The sequence below is a fragment of the Marinobacter sp. MMG032 genome (assembly GCF_040112695.1).
Lineage (GTDB): Bacteria > Pseudomonadota > Gammaproteobacteria > Pseudomonadales > Oleiphilaceae > Marinobacter > Marinobacter salsuginis.
On sequence record NZ_CP157802.1, the window covers coordinates 3,756,433 to 3,771,015 of the forward strand.

At 53.3% G+C, this 14,583-nt stretch carries 11 protein-coding genes; 7 read left to right on the forward strand and 4 right to left on the reverse strand.

The features are described 5' to 3' along the window. Window positions 1–5: 5 nt before the first annotated feature. From ABNF92_RS17260 to ABNF92_RS17275, 4 genes are all read right to left on the reverse strand, one after another. Window positions 6–1,703, reverse strand: a complete 1,698-nt coding sequence (locus ABNF92_RS17260; protein ID WP_349342838.1) for a FecR family protein — start codon at window positions 1,701–1,703, stop codon at window positions 6–8. A 23-nt stretch (window positions 1,704–1,726) separates the two neighbouring features. After that, on the reverse strand, window positions 1,727–3,013 hold the full coding sequence (locus tag ABNF92_RS17265) for a tetratricopeptide repeat protein (RefSeq protein WP_349342839.1): 1,287 nt from the start codon (window positions 3,011–3,013) through the stop codon (window positions 1,727–1,729). 271 nt (window positions 3,014–3,284) lie between these two features. Then, a complete protein-coding gene (locus ABNF92_RS17270) occupies window positions 3,285–4,790 on the reverse strand; it encodes a hypothetical protein (protein ID WP_349342840.1) in 1,506 nt (501 codons plus the stop codon). A 142-nt stretch (window positions 4,791–4,932) separates the two neighbouring features. Further along, window positions 4,933–6,140, reverse strand: a protein-coding gene (locus tag ABNF92_RS17275) for an IS3-like element ISMaq2 family transposase (protein ID WP_349342663.1) whose coding sequence is annotated in 2 segments (ribosomal slippage) — window positions 4,933–5,813 and window positions 5,813–6,140 — 1,209 coding nt in all. Because the reading frame shifts where the segments join, the coding sequence is not laid out codon by codon here. Window positions 6,141–6,205: 65 nt separating this feature from the next. On the opposite strand from ABNF92_RS17275, the gene ABNF92_RS17280 reads away from it, so the two are divergent. The 7 genes from ABNF92_RS17280 to cysC all read left to right on the forward strand — a co-directional run bounded on the left by ABNF92_RS17280 (window position 6,206) and on the right by cysC (window position 14,579). Next, a complete protein-coding gene (locus tag ABNF92_RS17280) occupies window positions 6,206–8,044 on the forward strand; it encodes a glycosyltransferase (protein ID WP_349342841.1) in 1,839 nt (612 codons plus the stop codon). 428 nt (window positions 8,045–8,472) lie between these two features. After that, window positions 8,473–9,417 carry an IS5 family transposase gene (locus ABNF92_RS17285; RefSeq protein ID WP_011784144.1) on the forward strand — a complete coding sequence of 315 codons (945 nt, stop codon included), beginning with the start codon at window positions 8,473–8,475 and terminating at the stop codon, window positions 9,415–9,417. A 454-nt stretch (window positions 9,418–9,871) separates the two neighbouring features. Then, on the forward strand, window positions 9,872–10,816 hold the full coding sequence (locus tag ABNF92_RS17290; RefSeq protein WP_011784145.1) for an IS5 family transposase: 945 nt from the start codon (window positions 9,872–9,874) through the stop codon (window positions 10,814–10,816). A 193-nt stretch (window positions 10,817–11,009) separates the two neighbouring features. Next, window positions 11,010–11,618 carry a hypothetical protein gene (locus ABNF92_RS17295; RefSeq protein ID WP_349342842.1) on the forward strand — a complete coding sequence of 203 codons (609 nt, stop codon included), beginning with the start codon at window positions 11,010–11,012 and terminating at the stop codon, window positions 11,616–11,618. 26 nt (window positions 11,619–11,644) lie between these two features. Continuing rightward, window positions 11,645–12,547 (forward strand): sulfate adenylyltransferase subunit CysD, encoded by a 903-nt coding sequence (gene cysD, locus ABNF92_RS17300; protein WP_349344111.1) that lies wholly within the window; start codon window positions 11,645–11,647, stop codon window positions 12,545–12,547. Next, window positions 12,547–13,959, forward strand: coding sequence for a sulfate adenylyltransferase subunit CysN (gene cysN / locus ABNF92_RS17305; protein ID WP_349342843.1), 1,413 nt, complete (start codon window positions 12,547–12,549; stop codon window positions 13,957–13,959). The genes cysD and cysN overlap by 1 nt, the downstream gene beginning before the upstream one ends. A gap of 14 nt (window positions 13,960–13,973) precedes the next feature. Continuing rightward, window positions 13,974–14,579 (forward strand): adenylyl-sulfate kinase, encoded by a 606-nt coding sequence (cysC, locus tag ABNF92_RS17310; RefSeq protein WP_349342844.1) that lies wholly within the window; start codon window positions 13,974–13,976, stop codon window positions 14,577–14,579. Window positions 14,580–14,583 lie beyond the last annotated feature (4 nt).

The window sequence follows — 14,583 nt, forward strand, 5'->3', positions numbered from 1 at the left end:
GCAGATTACTGACTCTCAAGAATGAAGGTCACATAGCCGCTGCTCAAGGGGGTGCCAGCGGCATCTCTTGCCGAAAGTGAGATACTGCCAAGAAAGCCTAGCTGTGCCGGATCAATGTCACTCGGGATGATGAGCCCTCGAGTGATGCCGCCCGCCGGAATCTCTGCATTTATACTGCCATCACTGTTGGCGACAGAGGTGTTGATGTGTGTGAAGCTTAGCTCAGGCGCTGGCCCAGTTAGGTCACTGCCAATGTCGCTGGCCCCCCTGCCTGAACTCCAAACCTGATCAAAGCCGCCGCCTACTACGGTAAATTGATATCCTCCACTACTCTCAATGACCTCGCCGGTATTCAGGTTGAGGTCAAAACCAATAAACGAGCGAGCAGGATCCAATGCCCCATCTGAAAACTGGCTATCGAGGACGAGGCCAGTGTTAAAGCCGGTGCCCGAACTGAACGTCAGAGTAGTTGTTCCGGGAAAAACCTGGGAAATATCATTCAAGCCAAGTGCCGCCACTGTCGTGTAGGACCACATTGTATTCGCAAAGTCCCGGCCGCTTGGGTACACGTCGTAACTTTCCAGATCATAGGTGCCATCTGGATTTGGCGATCCACTGAAAAACTCCAGAACTTCCGATGTACCATTCCAACTGCCCCAGTAAACAGGAAAGCCGGGGGCTTTTACGGCAGAAGACGCTGGCCAATCAACGAAGATGTAGCCAGAGTCCTGAGTGTCAGAAACCTGAGTAGAAAGGGTGATGCCATTTCCGCTCGCAGGGGCTGCACTTAGTCCTGAATTGGTCGAGTATCGCGTCACCACGCCATCCGCATTGAGTTGGGGCGTTGTGAACAGCGTCGCATTTGCTCGTCCCTGTTTGGGAGTAAACCACTCCGGCATGTCAGGATCTATTGTTGGTACAGGCTCGCCTACACTGACGCCTTGCTGTGTAGGCAGACTGTCGGAAACCAAAGTGTCTGACAGGGTGGCCCCATCATTTATGCCGGCCGGTCCACTCTCGCTCGTCGGCGAGTTGCTCTCACCGTCTTCCGCTGGAGACTCTCCGTCCCGGTCTGAATCGCCCTCTGTCCCGATCCCGCCGAATTCAGCCGGTGCCGACAGAACGGTTTCAGGGGCCACTGAAGCATCAGTAACGACAGCAAACCGAAAAGGCAATGTCGGGCCGATATCCGCAGAACCCGCCTGATTGGAAACATTGACCGCACCATCCCACACTGCCACTGCAAGCTTCGTGGCAGACAGTTTCAGCTGAAAGTCCGTACCCCTTACACCAATACTCGCGAGAGGAGTTTCAACCTCGTAGCCTTCGGGGTAATCATCAGCGATGGCGCCCGTGATTGAGCGTAGCCCGCCGGTGACCATTCTCAGGAGCGCCTTGCTCTTTTGCGGCTCCTCTTCATTCCGCTGATAGGCCTCAATCAACAGTTCGGAATCATTCTCCAGAGAAATAATCGCGCCATCAGAAAAACGCAGCTGGGTGCGGGCATCCGGGCCCGTTAGCACAGACTCACCCACGAACACTTCCGACCGGCGCTTTAAAGGCCTGAACCCCTCTTCGCCGAGGGCCTGAACCGAGCCGGAGGCAACAATCACTATGGCTGCGGGAGCAGTTGCGGCCTGAGCGTAAACAGGCCAGGTGCAGCACAATAGAAGTGCAGCCAGCAGGGAGAACCTGATATCCATTATCGTTTTACCCATACCCAACCTCAGAAAATTCGGTAAACAAGGCCAGCCTCGGCAATTACCTGGTCGTAACTGTAGAGGCTCAAAGAGCTATGATTATCTCTGTATGCCGCCTTTAGTTTCAGCTGCAGGCGGGGGCTCGCCTGAATAACCCAGAACAGCTCAGCGTTAACTTTTTCGTCCTGCCGCGTCTCACCGAAAAGGAAGTTTCGCTCATGGTAGCGGCTGTGTAGATAGCCTGCTTCAAGGCCAATTGTCTGGCCCGAGGCATATTGCCAGGCCAGTTTGGCATTGAAGCCGGCATGGTCACGGCCAAGCGCTTTGGCCTCATCCTGCCGTGCCGGTTCATAAGCTCCATAGGCTGAAACATCAATGTACGCTGAACGCCAAAGCTGCTGAAAACCGAGACCGGCAAGGTATTGATTCCGATCCTGAAAGTCATTATCCGGGTATCGGATCACAGAGGCTGAGAGGAAGGCGTAGGGGCGCGATTTGCCGGCGGTATATTGCCATTGGCCGTCAAGCCCGGCCAGTCGAACCAACGGTTGCTCATCAAGCCAGTACTGGCTGAACTTGAGCTTGCCGGCCAGCCTATGATTGCCCAATTGCTGGCTGTAACCGGTAAAGATACCGGCATCGGAAATATCGTATGGGTCTTCGTTTATGTTGTCTTTTCGCTCGTAACTTAATCCGGCAGAGAGTGCCTGAGTTTGAGAGATTCGGAACTGATATTCCCCGTCACCACCCCATCTCATGAACGGGTCTTCGGCCTCGCGACTGGCATCTGGAATCAGGAACCGCAAGCCAAACAGATCCAGCGTGGGCAAATCAGTGGCCGTGTTGACGTTGCTGTCGTATCCCAGCCCATAGTTGATGTTGAGTGCCAGTTGATGATTGCTTTCAGAATCTTTGTTGTCTATCGCCTGCAGAAAGCCTTCAACTCGCTGCCTCACCTGCTCAGGTGGATTTGTCTCCAGAACGGCTTTGAACTGTTGGCGAGCTTCGGTTGTATGGCCCAGGTAAAACTGGCTGCGGGCATACTCCAGCCGCGCCCTGTGATGGTCCGGTTGCAGAATCAGAATACGCTCAAAGGCGAACGAAGCGGTGTTGTAATCCCTCTCTGCTATTGCGGCCAGACCGTACAAATAGTCGAATTCCGGAATGCCGGCATAGGCTTGTTCAAGATCCCGGGCGAGACTGAGGCCTTCGGCTGTCTCACTGGCCTGCAGCAAACCGGAAAGCTGCTGGAGGTCGTCCAGAAAGGTTGATGGCTCAGCGCTGGCCGGCGAGAGAATGGATCCAGCTGCCAACAGGCATTGCGCAAGAAAGACAGAACGGCAAAAAAACCGCATTGGTACCTCGGGCTCAGAGGGAATCAGAATGAAGCTAGCCTAGCAGGATGTTGTGTAAAGGAATGTTGGAAAAAGATTGTTTTTTCAATATTTTGCAGGGTTTTACATTTCTTTGGGGGCAAAAAAACGGCTCCATGGAGGAGCCGTTCAACTCGACATAGGTCCGACTTATAGACACATCTCTGGTTGTGCTTGAGACTTCGGGACAGTGCTGCAAAAGCCCCCGGTATCAGTAAAGAGATTGCCCGTTAAGGGTGGATGATTGCAGTTCTACAACCAGTATCGGATTGGTCTCGCCCGTATCGCCCGGCGAAACGGCTTTGATCAAAACGCCGGTGCCAACACCAACCCACTGAATGTCATCTGCAACCTCAACACCATCTTCTAGCACTCGTGTGCGTATCTTGCAGGCCTCTATGGTCCCGGCCGGAACTTCGACGGTTTCAATTCCAAGGAACGTGTTTTCATACAGAGCCTCGGCTGAGGTGCCATTTCCCGTGGTTGTATAGCTGTCGCGATGGGTTTCGTTCAGTCCAATGTCGAATACGTTTTCGAGTGCAGGCTCATTAATGAACTGGAATTCTTGACCAGCGATTGTGGCTGAAGATCCATAATCGGAATAAATGCCTGCTTCAGCGTCAAGGGTGAAGTAGAAGTACAAGGTCGTAGAGCTTTGAGCGGTTTCCTGGTGGAATTCGCGAACATTCACTGATTGGCCATTGAAGGTCGTTTCACCCAAAACGCGGAGAGTGTTTGTCTCCACAAACGGCGCGATTCCTTGCGCTGATGGATCGACGTTGTAGATTCCCACCTCTACTGCACCGGTTCTGTAAAGTTCGGGGTTGTAGCAGGCGCTGTAATTCTCGACGGTTGAGTCATGGTCGTCGCCCGGAGACGGTTGGGGATTCGGTTCCAGATCCTCCGCTTGTTCTGGCAATGATGGAAGCTGATTGAGATTGCCGTCTTTCAAGAGTAAGACAAGCTGCTGGTAGCCCTGTAGCACGTTGGAGCTGTTAAGCGCATCTCGCAATTGATCAAGAACACGGTCATGGTTGTCGCCAATGGCAAAGGACCCCTGAAACGGGTCGAGATTCTCGGGAATGGTATAGCCAAGATTCTCCAGCGTCGTCAGTAGTTCCTGCACTCTTTGCTCTATTACCCCCGCAACGGTCGCAAGCTCGCCTTCTTCAAACCACTGCGCAGGGTCTTCGCCGGAAAGCGCGATCGCAAGGTCTGTCAGAGGGGTTATGTTGGTGGTGCCAGCGGCAGTCGCAAGACTGTGGTAAGCGGTCCCATCCGAATCCCGGACATTCAGGGCGCAGGGCAGAGCGCCTTCTTCTACCTTGCCTTCAAAACGGCCACTGTTGTCCGTCATCACGCTTTCAATAAAGCCCGAGCCATCCTCACACCTCGCGGAAACAGACGCATTGGTGATTGCCGCCCCAATGGCTGCCGTGCCGGATAGCGTTACCGTTTCCGTTTGATTGGAGGTATCGGAGCCTGAGGAGGACGAGCCCCCACACGCGGCCAGAAGGATAGAGGAAGTCAGAAGTGTCGTTGTTGCCAGGTGGTTCTTGAGGTGAGCTTTGGTATTGATGAGCATGAAATCTCCTTGTATTCGATGTGAATCCCTTGGGCGCATCATGTGTTGTGCCTCGCTACATACAGTTACCCAAGTTACTAAAAATAGAAAGCTTCTCTTCGTAACCGCCTGTAACCCTGCGGCCTGTTTCACATTGCTATTGCGGCCAGACCGTACAAATAATCGAAATCCGGAATGCCGGCATAGGCCTGTTCAAGATCCCGGATAAGGTTAAGCCCCTCGGCTGCCTGACCGGTCTGCAGCTGTAGTTGCCCCCGCTAAACCGGACACCACCTCATTCGTTTGATGCCAGTTCCGCCCGGTACTCCCAGGGCGATTTCATTTTCAGCCCCTTGTGCGGGTGGCTGCGGTTATAGTCTTCGACCCATTCCGGCAACCTGGCCATCACCGTGGCGGCATCAGGGAGATCGTTCAAGTACACATAGTCGCGCTTAAACGTCTTCACGAAGGCCTCAGCCATGCCGTTGCTCTGAGGGCTTCTCACCGGTGTGGTACACACGACAAAGCCCAGAGAGGACGCGAAGGCTCGCGTTTCTTTGGCAATGTAGCAACTGCCATTGTCCGTCAGCCATTCCAGCGGATGAGGCACTCGCTCTGACTGGCCGAACCGGTATTCCAAGCTTTCCAGCAGCAGGTCTTGAACCATCTCACCGGTGATGCCACCAGTAGTCGCTACATAGCGCATCAGCTCGCGATCACAGCAGTCCAGGCTGAAGGCTACGCGGACAACCTCCTTGTTCCAGCAGCGGATCTCAAAGCCATCTGAGCACCAACGAAGGTCCGGCTTCAACGTAATAACCTGGCCATTGTGGCAGCGCTCTTGAGGTCGCCCTGTATACCGGGGTAACAGCAGCCCATCCTGCTTCATCAGTCGGTACACGCGCTTGTGGTTTACTCGCTCATCGTTGGCTGCGAGCAACCGATTCAGTCGAGCCGTGATCCTTCGATAGCCATTGGCAGCACGGGCCTCGCACAGCTCACGGATAAACGGCAAATGCCGGTCATCGTCTTGTTTGCTGTATCTCGGGCTTCGGCCTTTCTGGCGACCATGAAGGCGATCCAGAAGATTGGAGCGCGATACCTTCAGCACTTCCGCAACCCGCTTCAGAGGGTATCGTCCGGTGGCAGCAACGGCATGCGCGAGATCAACTTTTTTGACTGAGCCACCTCCAGGGCTTCCCGGAGTATTTCAGCTTCCATCGTCTTGCGGCCCAACATCCGCTCCAGCTCCCGAACCTTCTTTTTCAGGGCTTTGACCTCGGATGCGCTTACAACCTCATCACCGGATTCAATCGCGGACATGCCACCGTCTTTCATCAGCTTCTTCCAACGGAACAACAGACTTGCTGATATACCATGACGCCGGGCTACAAGCGATACCGACATGCCTGGCTGCTCACACTCTGCAACCATGAATGCTTTCTCCTGCGCGGAATACCGGCGACGGCGCTGCACTCCGGTTATGACTTCGATTCTCTCCACCTTGGACACTCCTTTGCACTAGGTCTATGCCTAGGCCTTTGCTTCTACCAAGGTGTCCGGTTTAATTGGGGGCTACTACAGTAACCGCCACGGCAAATAATGCAACGATTTGCAGTTTTCCTGTGTTCTGCGAGGACAACGAGCTGCCTTCTGGCTTTGATGTTCAATCCCTTGACGAAGTGTTCCGTGGCACTGTGCCTGCCAACATGGCCGTGGAAATTCCCACCGGTGTTGGCTGTTGCATGTATATGCGCCGGGATTCCATGGACGCGATCGGTCTGTTCGATGAAGAAGTCTTTGGCCGGGGCTACGGTGAGGAAAACGACTGGTGTCAGCGGGCCATCAAGAATGGCTGGCAAAACCTGCACGCCCTGAATGTGTTTGTGTATCACAAGGGCGCAGTAAGCTTTGCGGAAGAGTCCAATCCCCGCAAGGAAGAAAACCTAAATGCGCTTCTAAATCGCTACCCCGCGTACAATGCAGACGTGCAGAGCTTTATTCAGAGTGACCCAGCCAAGGGCTGGCGAACCGCCGCATTCATCGCAATGCTTGGGGCGAGTGCCCAGCCGAAAGTAGTTTTGATGGCCCACGGTATGGGTGGCGGGGTGTACACCCACATCAAAGAGCTTATCCGGGAACACCCGGGCTTGAATTACCTGCTCATTGAACCGGTAGCCGGGGGGTGTATTCGACTTCACCTGGCCCCGGAAAGCGCGCCGTTGTATATGGATTTCCGGATGGAGGAGGAGTACCCCCAGTTGCTGGAGGTGCTGCAGGCTGCCGGTGCAGGGCACGTTCATATCCATCACACGATGGGCCTTCCTACCCGCTTGTGGGGGCTGGCCAGGGACCTCTCGGTAACGCTCGATTACACATTGCACGACTACGCCATTGTTAACGGTAACCCCTCCCTGCTTGATCAGCAGGGCCGATTTGTGGGTGATGAGGAAGATCGTGACGCTCGATGTGCCGAGCGATTCCCTCTCCCGGAGGGAGTCTCCGCGAGCCAATGGCGCAAGAATCAGCTGTTCCTTCTGGAGCAGGCCCGTTACCTGATCTGCCCCTCAGAGGACATGCACCGCCGCTTGGCTTCGATCAGCGAATTTGCGTATCTCTCGAACTGGGTGGTGACGCACCACATGGACTCGCGGGATCTGAAAGCTGACGTTGAAAGCGTGCAACCTGAACGGACAGTCAGAGTGCTGGTTATAGGTGCCCTGAGCCCAGAAAAGGGGGCCGATATACTGGAGCAGGTGGCAAGCGAAGCGTCAAGGTCAGCTATTGAGTTTCACTTGCTCGGTTATGCCTACCGGGCCCTGGACAAAGCTGTTATCACCCATGGTGCCTACCGGGAAGAGGAAGCTGCGGCGCTGGTGAAAGGGATTGATCCTCACGTCATCTGGTTCCCCGCCCAGTGCGCGGAAACCTATAGCTATACCCTGAGCCTCGCGCTTCAGCTGGGCCTTCCCGTTGTGGCATCTGAGATCGGGGCCTTCCCGGAGCGCCTCGCCGGACGAGCTTCGACGGTTCTGTTTCCGGATTTCCAGTCAGCCTCGGCCTGGACGAAGTTCTGGAAGAAAGCTGCTGTAAGCTTCGAGAAAATCACGGACACTGCCGTTCCGGAAGCGTATCGGGCGCCCTCTGATGAAGAATTCTATGAGCACAGATACCTTGATGGGTTATTAGTGCCAGATTCAGTGCCTGATCTTCCGATGCAGTTCATGGATCACAGTCTGGCCAACGCGCAAAAGACAGATGTGCTGATGGGCAGGCGGGAAAAATTGTTCCGGGTATTGGTTGGCGTTCTTCAAACACGTTTTGGCAGTGCCTTGGCGAAGCTTGTACCAATTTCTATTCAGCGTCGCGTCAAACGTTTTCTGACGCGCAAGCCGCTGCAAGACTGAACTTGTGTGCAAATCGTTGTTGATTTTAAACGAGTAATTTATGAAAGAGATTTTTTTGCATATCGGGGCCAATAAAACCGGAAGTACTTCGATACAGAATTTTCTAAATAAGAATCTGGATTGGCTCCGCCAAAACGGTGTTCTCTATCCCCAGTTTGGAATTCATGACAATGCTCACTATGAATTGAGCGAGAGTCTGGGGTTCGGACCAAAGTTGAGTTCGAAAAAAAGATTCTCCCTCAATAAGCTCAGGAAAATAATTGAGAATTCCGAGGAAGAAAAAGTTGTTTTAAGCTCTGAGTACTTCATGTTGAGCGGAAACTTTGAAGAGCTGAAACAGCTTCTGAAAGGCTTTAGGGAGACTCTGAATAAGTCCCCAAAATCAGCGATAATACGGCCGTCGTCAACCGCATAGGATCGTTGCCACCATGGATCAGATCACCTTCTCCGAAGCCGAGTACCAGACCAAAAAGCGCAAAACCCGCCGCGAGATCTTTCTGGAACGGATGGACAAGCTGATTCCGTGGAAGCAGCTGGAAAAGAAGGTAGCCCGTTATTACCCCAAGGGCCAGAACGGACGGCCTCCCTATCCTTTGTCTGCCATGCTGCGCGTTCACTGCATGCAGTTGTTCTATAACCTCAGCGATCCGGCCATGGAAGATGCATTGTACGAGATCGAATCCATGCGCCAGTTCGCTGGCCTGAAGCTCGATCGTCTGCCAGACGAAACAACGATCCTTAAGTTCCGTCATTTTCTGGAGCAGCATGGTCTCGGCAAGGTGCTGTTCAAAGAGGTGAACAAGCACCTGGAGAAAAACGGCCTGATGCTGCGTGAAGGCAGCATTGTTGATGCCACCATCATCTCTGCGTCCAGCTCCACAAAGAACAGTTCTGGCAAGCGCGATCCGGAGATGCACCAAACCCGAAAGGGCAACGAATGGCAGTTCGGCATGAAGATGCACATTGGCGTCGACGACACACTGGGCCTTATCCATAGCATCGACACCACTGCTGCCAATGTCCATGACATTGTGCCTTCCGGCAAACTGCTGCACGGTGAAGAGCGCCGAGTCTTTGGTGATGCCGGCTACCTCGGCATACAAAAGCGAGGCGAGCACAAGCACCGTAAAAATGTGTCTTGGTTCATCGCCAAGCGCCCGGGTTCACGGAAGGCCCTGAATGCTGACAAGCTGAAAGCCGAGAAAATCAAAGCCAGCATCCCCTCAAAAGTGGAACATCCGTTCCGGTACATCAAGCAGGTGTTCGGCTACAACAAGGTTCGCTATCGCGGCCTGTCGAAAAACACCAACCGGCTGCACTTGTTGGCCGCGTTCAGTAATCTGTTAATCGGTGAAAAATACCTGCTGGCATAGGGGCAGTGTGCCTATTTTCCGCCAAAATGGCGGGAAACGGGCAGAAAACATACAAATAAATGGAGAGTTGCGTCTGAATTTTCCGTTTTCTGCTGGCTCAAACGGATGCTGGTGAAAATCGACGGTTATTCAGACCTTCCTTAGCTTTCTGTAATTGGCGAGTACAATGTATGCGCCGCGAACATGATCAGTCTTTGTTCGTCATGGCATCGAACACGTTTTTGTGGCTAACTGAGACCAACGTTTTATTAACGTACTGGAAGACCGATTTGCCGATGGAGATTCTTGATAACCTGCTTCATCGATACCCCCTTCGATTTCGCAGTGTGGCAAGCCCCAATATCCTAGACACCTGACAGCTTTGTGAAGTACTGCTTTTCTAAGGAGGCTCTGAATAAGTCTCCAAAATCAGCGATAATACGGCCATCGTCAATCGCATAGGATCGTTGCCAGCATGGATCAGATCACCTTCTCCGAAGCCGAATACCAGACCAAGAAGCGCAAGACCCGTCGCGAGATCTTTCTGGAACGGATGGACAAGCTGATTCCGTGGAAGCAGTTGGAGAAGAAGGTAGCCCGTTATTACCCGAAGGGCCGGAACGGACGGCCCCCTTATCCGCTGCCTGCCATGCTGCGGGTTCACTGCATGCAGTTGTTCTATAACTTGAGCGATCCGGCCATGGAAGACGCGCTGTACGAGATCGAATCCATGCGGCACTTCGCGGGTCTGAAGCTGGACCGTTTGCCAGATGAGACGACGATTCTCAACTTCCGGCATTTCCTGGAGCAGCACGGTCTTGGCAAGGCGCTGTTTAAAGAGGTGAACAAACACCTGGAGAAAAACGGCTTGATGTTGCGTGAAGGAAGCATCGTAGATGCCACCATCATCTCTGCTCCCAGCTCCACCAAGAACCAAACTGGCAAGCGTGATCCGGAGATGCACCAGACCAGAAAGGGCAACGAATGGCACTTCGGCATGAAAATGCACATTGGTGTCGACGACACGTTCGGTCTGATTCATAGCATTGATACCACCGCTGCCAATGTTCACGACATCGTGCCCACCGACAAGCTGCTGCATGGTGAAGAGCAACGAGTCTTCGGCGACGCCGGTTACCTTGGCATTCAGAAGCGGGATGAGCATAAGCACCGCAAAAACGTCTCCTGGTTCATTGCCAAACGGCCTGGCACCCGGAAGACGCTGGATGCCGACAAACTGAAAGCAGAGAAGATCAAAGCCAGTGTTCGTGCCAAGGTCGAGCATCCCTTCCGGTACATCAAGCGGGTCTTTGGTTATGGCAAGGTCCGCTATCGCGGCCTTGCCAAGAACAGCAACCGGTTGCATTTGCTGGCCGCGTTTAGCAACCTGCTGATCGGTGAAAAATACATGCTGGCGTAGGGCCAGTGCGCCTGTTTTCCGCCAAAATGGCGGGAAACGGGCAAAAAACACACAAATAAAGGGAAAATAGTGTCTGAATCTTCGATTTTTTGCCGTTTAAACCCAAGATGGGCAAATATCAGCAGTTATTCAGACCTTCCTTAGAGTAAAGGTTGTAGTCTATTTTCGTCGCCATGATTTGTGGTTTGAATCTTTGTATAACCAAGCGGTTAAGACGGCTTTGAATCCTCCTTGGGAAAAAGGGGCTCAGTCATACCTCGATTATCAGCTGAATCGGGGAAAACAGAAGTTTGATTATTTGGATTCTGTCAGAGAATGGGCGGAGCACTTTGGTGAGGATTCAATAGTTGTGAGACCGTTCGAAAAGCCCCAATTCTACAACAAAGATTTGATTTCAGATTTTCTGAAAATACTGGGTGTAGACCCCGAAGGTCGTCCACATGGTGAAGGGCAGAATCTCAATGCTTCTTTATCGGTTAGGGTTCTGGATTTCGTCGATTCGGTTAATCGGCAGAAAGGGATATCGATACCTCATAAGGCTGCGGCCGTTCATGCCGTAGCGGAGATTACAAAGAACGATAAGAAGCGATTTGCTCTGTCGCCGGAGCAAAGACTGGCGCTTATTCAGAGGTTTGAGCCGTCGTATGCAGAGATTGCAAAGCGGTTTTTAGGAAGGGAAGACGGACAGTTATTTTATGAACCTCTTCCAGACGTCGGTGAAGAATGGCGAGAGCCTGAAAAAGCAACGCTTGCGCAGGCGATGGGGTTGTTCGCGAGCCTGGCCAAAAAGTACGGCCCCTAATTCCGAGGACTTGACCCATGGATGCAATGCCTAAAAAAACTCACCTGAAGCAACTCGAAGCTGAGTCTATCCACATCATTCGTGAAGTGGCCGCCGAGTTTGATAACCCGGTGATGCTGTATTCGATCGGCAAGGATTCGGCGGTGATGCTCCACCTCGCCATGAAAGCCTTTGCGCCGGGTAAACCGCCGTTTCCATTAATGCATGTGGATACCACCTGGAAATTCCGGGAGATGATCAAGTTTCGGGACGAATTGACCGAGCGACTCGGCCTTAAGTTGATTGTGCATACCAACCAGGAAGGTATGGCCCAGGGCATTGGGCCTTTCACTCATGGCAGCGCCAAGCACACGGATGTGATGAAAACCCAGGCCCTGAAGCAGGCGCTGGACCAGTATGGCTTTGATGCTGCCTTCGGCGGGGCCCGCCGCGATGAGGAGAAATCCCGCGCCAAGGAGCGGGTGTATTCGTTCCGTGACAAGTTCCACCGTTGGGATCCGAAAAACCAGCGTCCGGAGTTGTGGAATCTTTACAACGGTAAGGTGAACAAGGGCGAAAGCATCCGGGTGTTCCCGCTGTCCAACTGGACGGAGCTGGACATCTGGCAGTACATCTATCTGGAAAACATCGACATTGTTCCGTTGTATTACGCGGCAGAACGGCCCGTGGTTGAGCGGGACGGCACCCTGATCATGGTGGATGATGATCGCATGCCTCTGGAGCCGGGCGAAACGCCGGAAATGAAGATGGTGCGGTTCCGTACGCTCGGGTGTTACCCCCTGACCGGTGCGGTTGAATCCACGGCGTCGACTTTGCCGGAGATTATTCAGGAAATGCTGTTGACCAAGACTTCAGAGCGCCAGGGTCGGGTAATCGATCATGACTCCGCAGCCTCCATGGAACAGAAAAAACGCGAAGGGTATTTCTGATGTCTCACGCTTCCGAATTGATTGAATCCGATATCCTTGCGTATCTGGACCAACACGAGAACAAGGACCTGCAGCGTTTTCTGACCTGTGGCAGCGTTGATGACGGCAAGTCCACGCTGATTGGCCGCCTGTTGTTCGATTCCAAGCTCATTTTTGAGGACCACCTGGCAGCCTTGCACAAGGACAGCGAGCGACAAGGCAATGCCGGCGAAGCGCTGGATCTTGCCCTGCTGGTGGATGGCCTGGCTTCCGAGCGGGAGCAGGGCATAACCATTGATGTTGCCTATCGTTATTTTTCCACCGATAAGCGTAAGTTTATCATTGCTGATTGCCCGGGCCATGAGCAGTACACCCGTAATATGGCGACGGGTGCCTCTACCTGTGATCTGGCGGTGGTCATGATAGATGCCCGTAAGGGTGTGCTAACCCAGTCTCGCCGGCACAGTTTTATTGTCAGCCTGCTTGGCCTCAAGCATGTGGTGGTCGCTATCAATAAAATGGATCTGGTGGATTTCTCGGAAGAGGTGTTCAACAACATCCGCAGGGAATACCAGAAGCTGGCGGACCGTCTTGGTCTGGAAGATGTTTACTACGTACCGATTTCCGCTCTGAATGGCGACAACGTGGTGAATCGCAGCGAGCAGACTCCCTGGTATCGCGGCGAGACTCTGATGAACATCCTGGAGCAGGTGGAGGTTCTGGAAGACCAGAATGTGACCGACATGCGCTTCCCGGTTCAGTATGTGAACCGCCCGAATCTGGATTTCCGGGGTTACTGCGGAACGCTTGCCAGCGGTGTGGTTCATAAGGGCGATGAGGTGGCGGTACTGCCTTCCGGAAAGACCTCCCGGGTCAAGGGAATCCATACCTACGAGGGCGAGGTTGAGCGGGCCTGGCCGGGTGATGCCATTACGTTAACGCTGGAAGATGAGGTGGATATTTCCCGCGGTGATCTTCTGGTGCATGCCAATAGTCAGCCAGCCATGGGGAACCGCTTTGCGGCTCACATCGTGTGGATGAATGAGCAGGCGCTGAAGCCGGGTCGTGAATACGGCATTAAGATCGGCACACGGGTGACCAATTGCTATGTTAACGAGGTACTTGAAGAGATTGACGTTAATACCCTGGAGCGCTATCCAGATGCTGAGGGCGGTCTTGAGCTGAATGCCATTGGTCTGTGTGATTTGGAATTGTCTGAGCCGGTGGTGGTTGAGGACTATCAGCATCATCCGGGCACCGGCAGTTTTATTCTGATCGACAAGCTGACGAATGTGACGGTGGCGGCCGGCATGGTCGATAAGGCCCTGGGTGATGCCAGCGCGGCGACCGAGCGGATCTATACCGAGGCCGAGCGGAACCTGAATCGGTTTATCCGCGAAAATTACCCTGAGTGGGGTTGCAAGCCGGTTTAAAAAGGAGAAGAGCCATGGCAAATAACATTGTCTGGCACGACCACAAGATCACCCGTGCCGAACGTTCTGAAAATAAAAACCAGAAGCCCTGTCTTCTCTGGTTCACCGGCTTGAGTGGTTCTGGCAAGTCGACGATCGCCAATGCCCTGGATGTGGCCCTGCATAATCGCGGCTACCACACGTTTCTGTTGGATGGCGATAATGTTCGACATGGGTTGTGCAGTGACCTGGGCTTTTCTGACGATGATCGGGAAGAGAATATTCGCCGGGTCGGTGAGGTGTGCAAGCTCTTTGCCGATGCAGGGCTGATTGTTATGAGCGCCTTTATTTCGCCCTTCACCAGTGATCGCAGAATGGTCCGCAAACTGTTTCCGGCGGGCGAGTTCATTGAGGTTTTTATGGATACGCCGCTGGAAACCTGTGAAGAAAGGGATCCGAAGGGGCTTTATCGCAAGGCCCGTTCTGGCCAGATCAAGCACTTTACCGGGATCGATTCGCCCTACGAAGTTCCCTCGCACCCGGAAATCCGGCTGGACACATCCCGGAATTCTGTCGACGAGTGCGTAGACTCTCTGATCGACTATTTGCTTGAGCGCAAGCTGATCGCCTGCAAGGACTGAATTC

What these genes read in the sequence shown, in the direction of transcription:
- ABNF92_RS17260 (WP_349342838.1), bottom strand. Translation starts at nt 1,703, where the DNA reads ATGGATATCAGGTTCTCCCTGCTGGCTGCACTTCTATTGTGCTGCACC.
- ABNF92_RS17285 (WP_011784144.1), top strand. Translation starts at nt 8,473, where the DNA reads ATGGATCAGATCACCTTCTCCGAAGCCGAGTACCAGACCAAAAAGCGC.
- ABNF92_RS17290 (WP_011784145.1), top strand. Translation starts at nt 9,872, where the DNA reads ATGGATCAGATCACCTTCTCCGAAGCCGAATACCAGACCAAGAAGCGC.
- cysD (WP_349344111.1), top strand. Translation starts at nt 11,645, where the DNA reads ATGCCTAAAAAAACTCACCTGAAGCAACTCGAAGCTGAGTCTATCCAC.
- cysN (WP_349342843.1), top strand. Translation starts at nt 12,547, where the DNA reads ATGTCTCACGCTTCCGAATTGATTGAATCCGATATCCTTGCGTATCTG.
- cysC (WP_349342844.1), top strand. Translation starts at nt 13,974, where the DNA reads ATGGCAAATAACATTGTCTGGCACGACCACAAGATCACCCGTGCCGAA.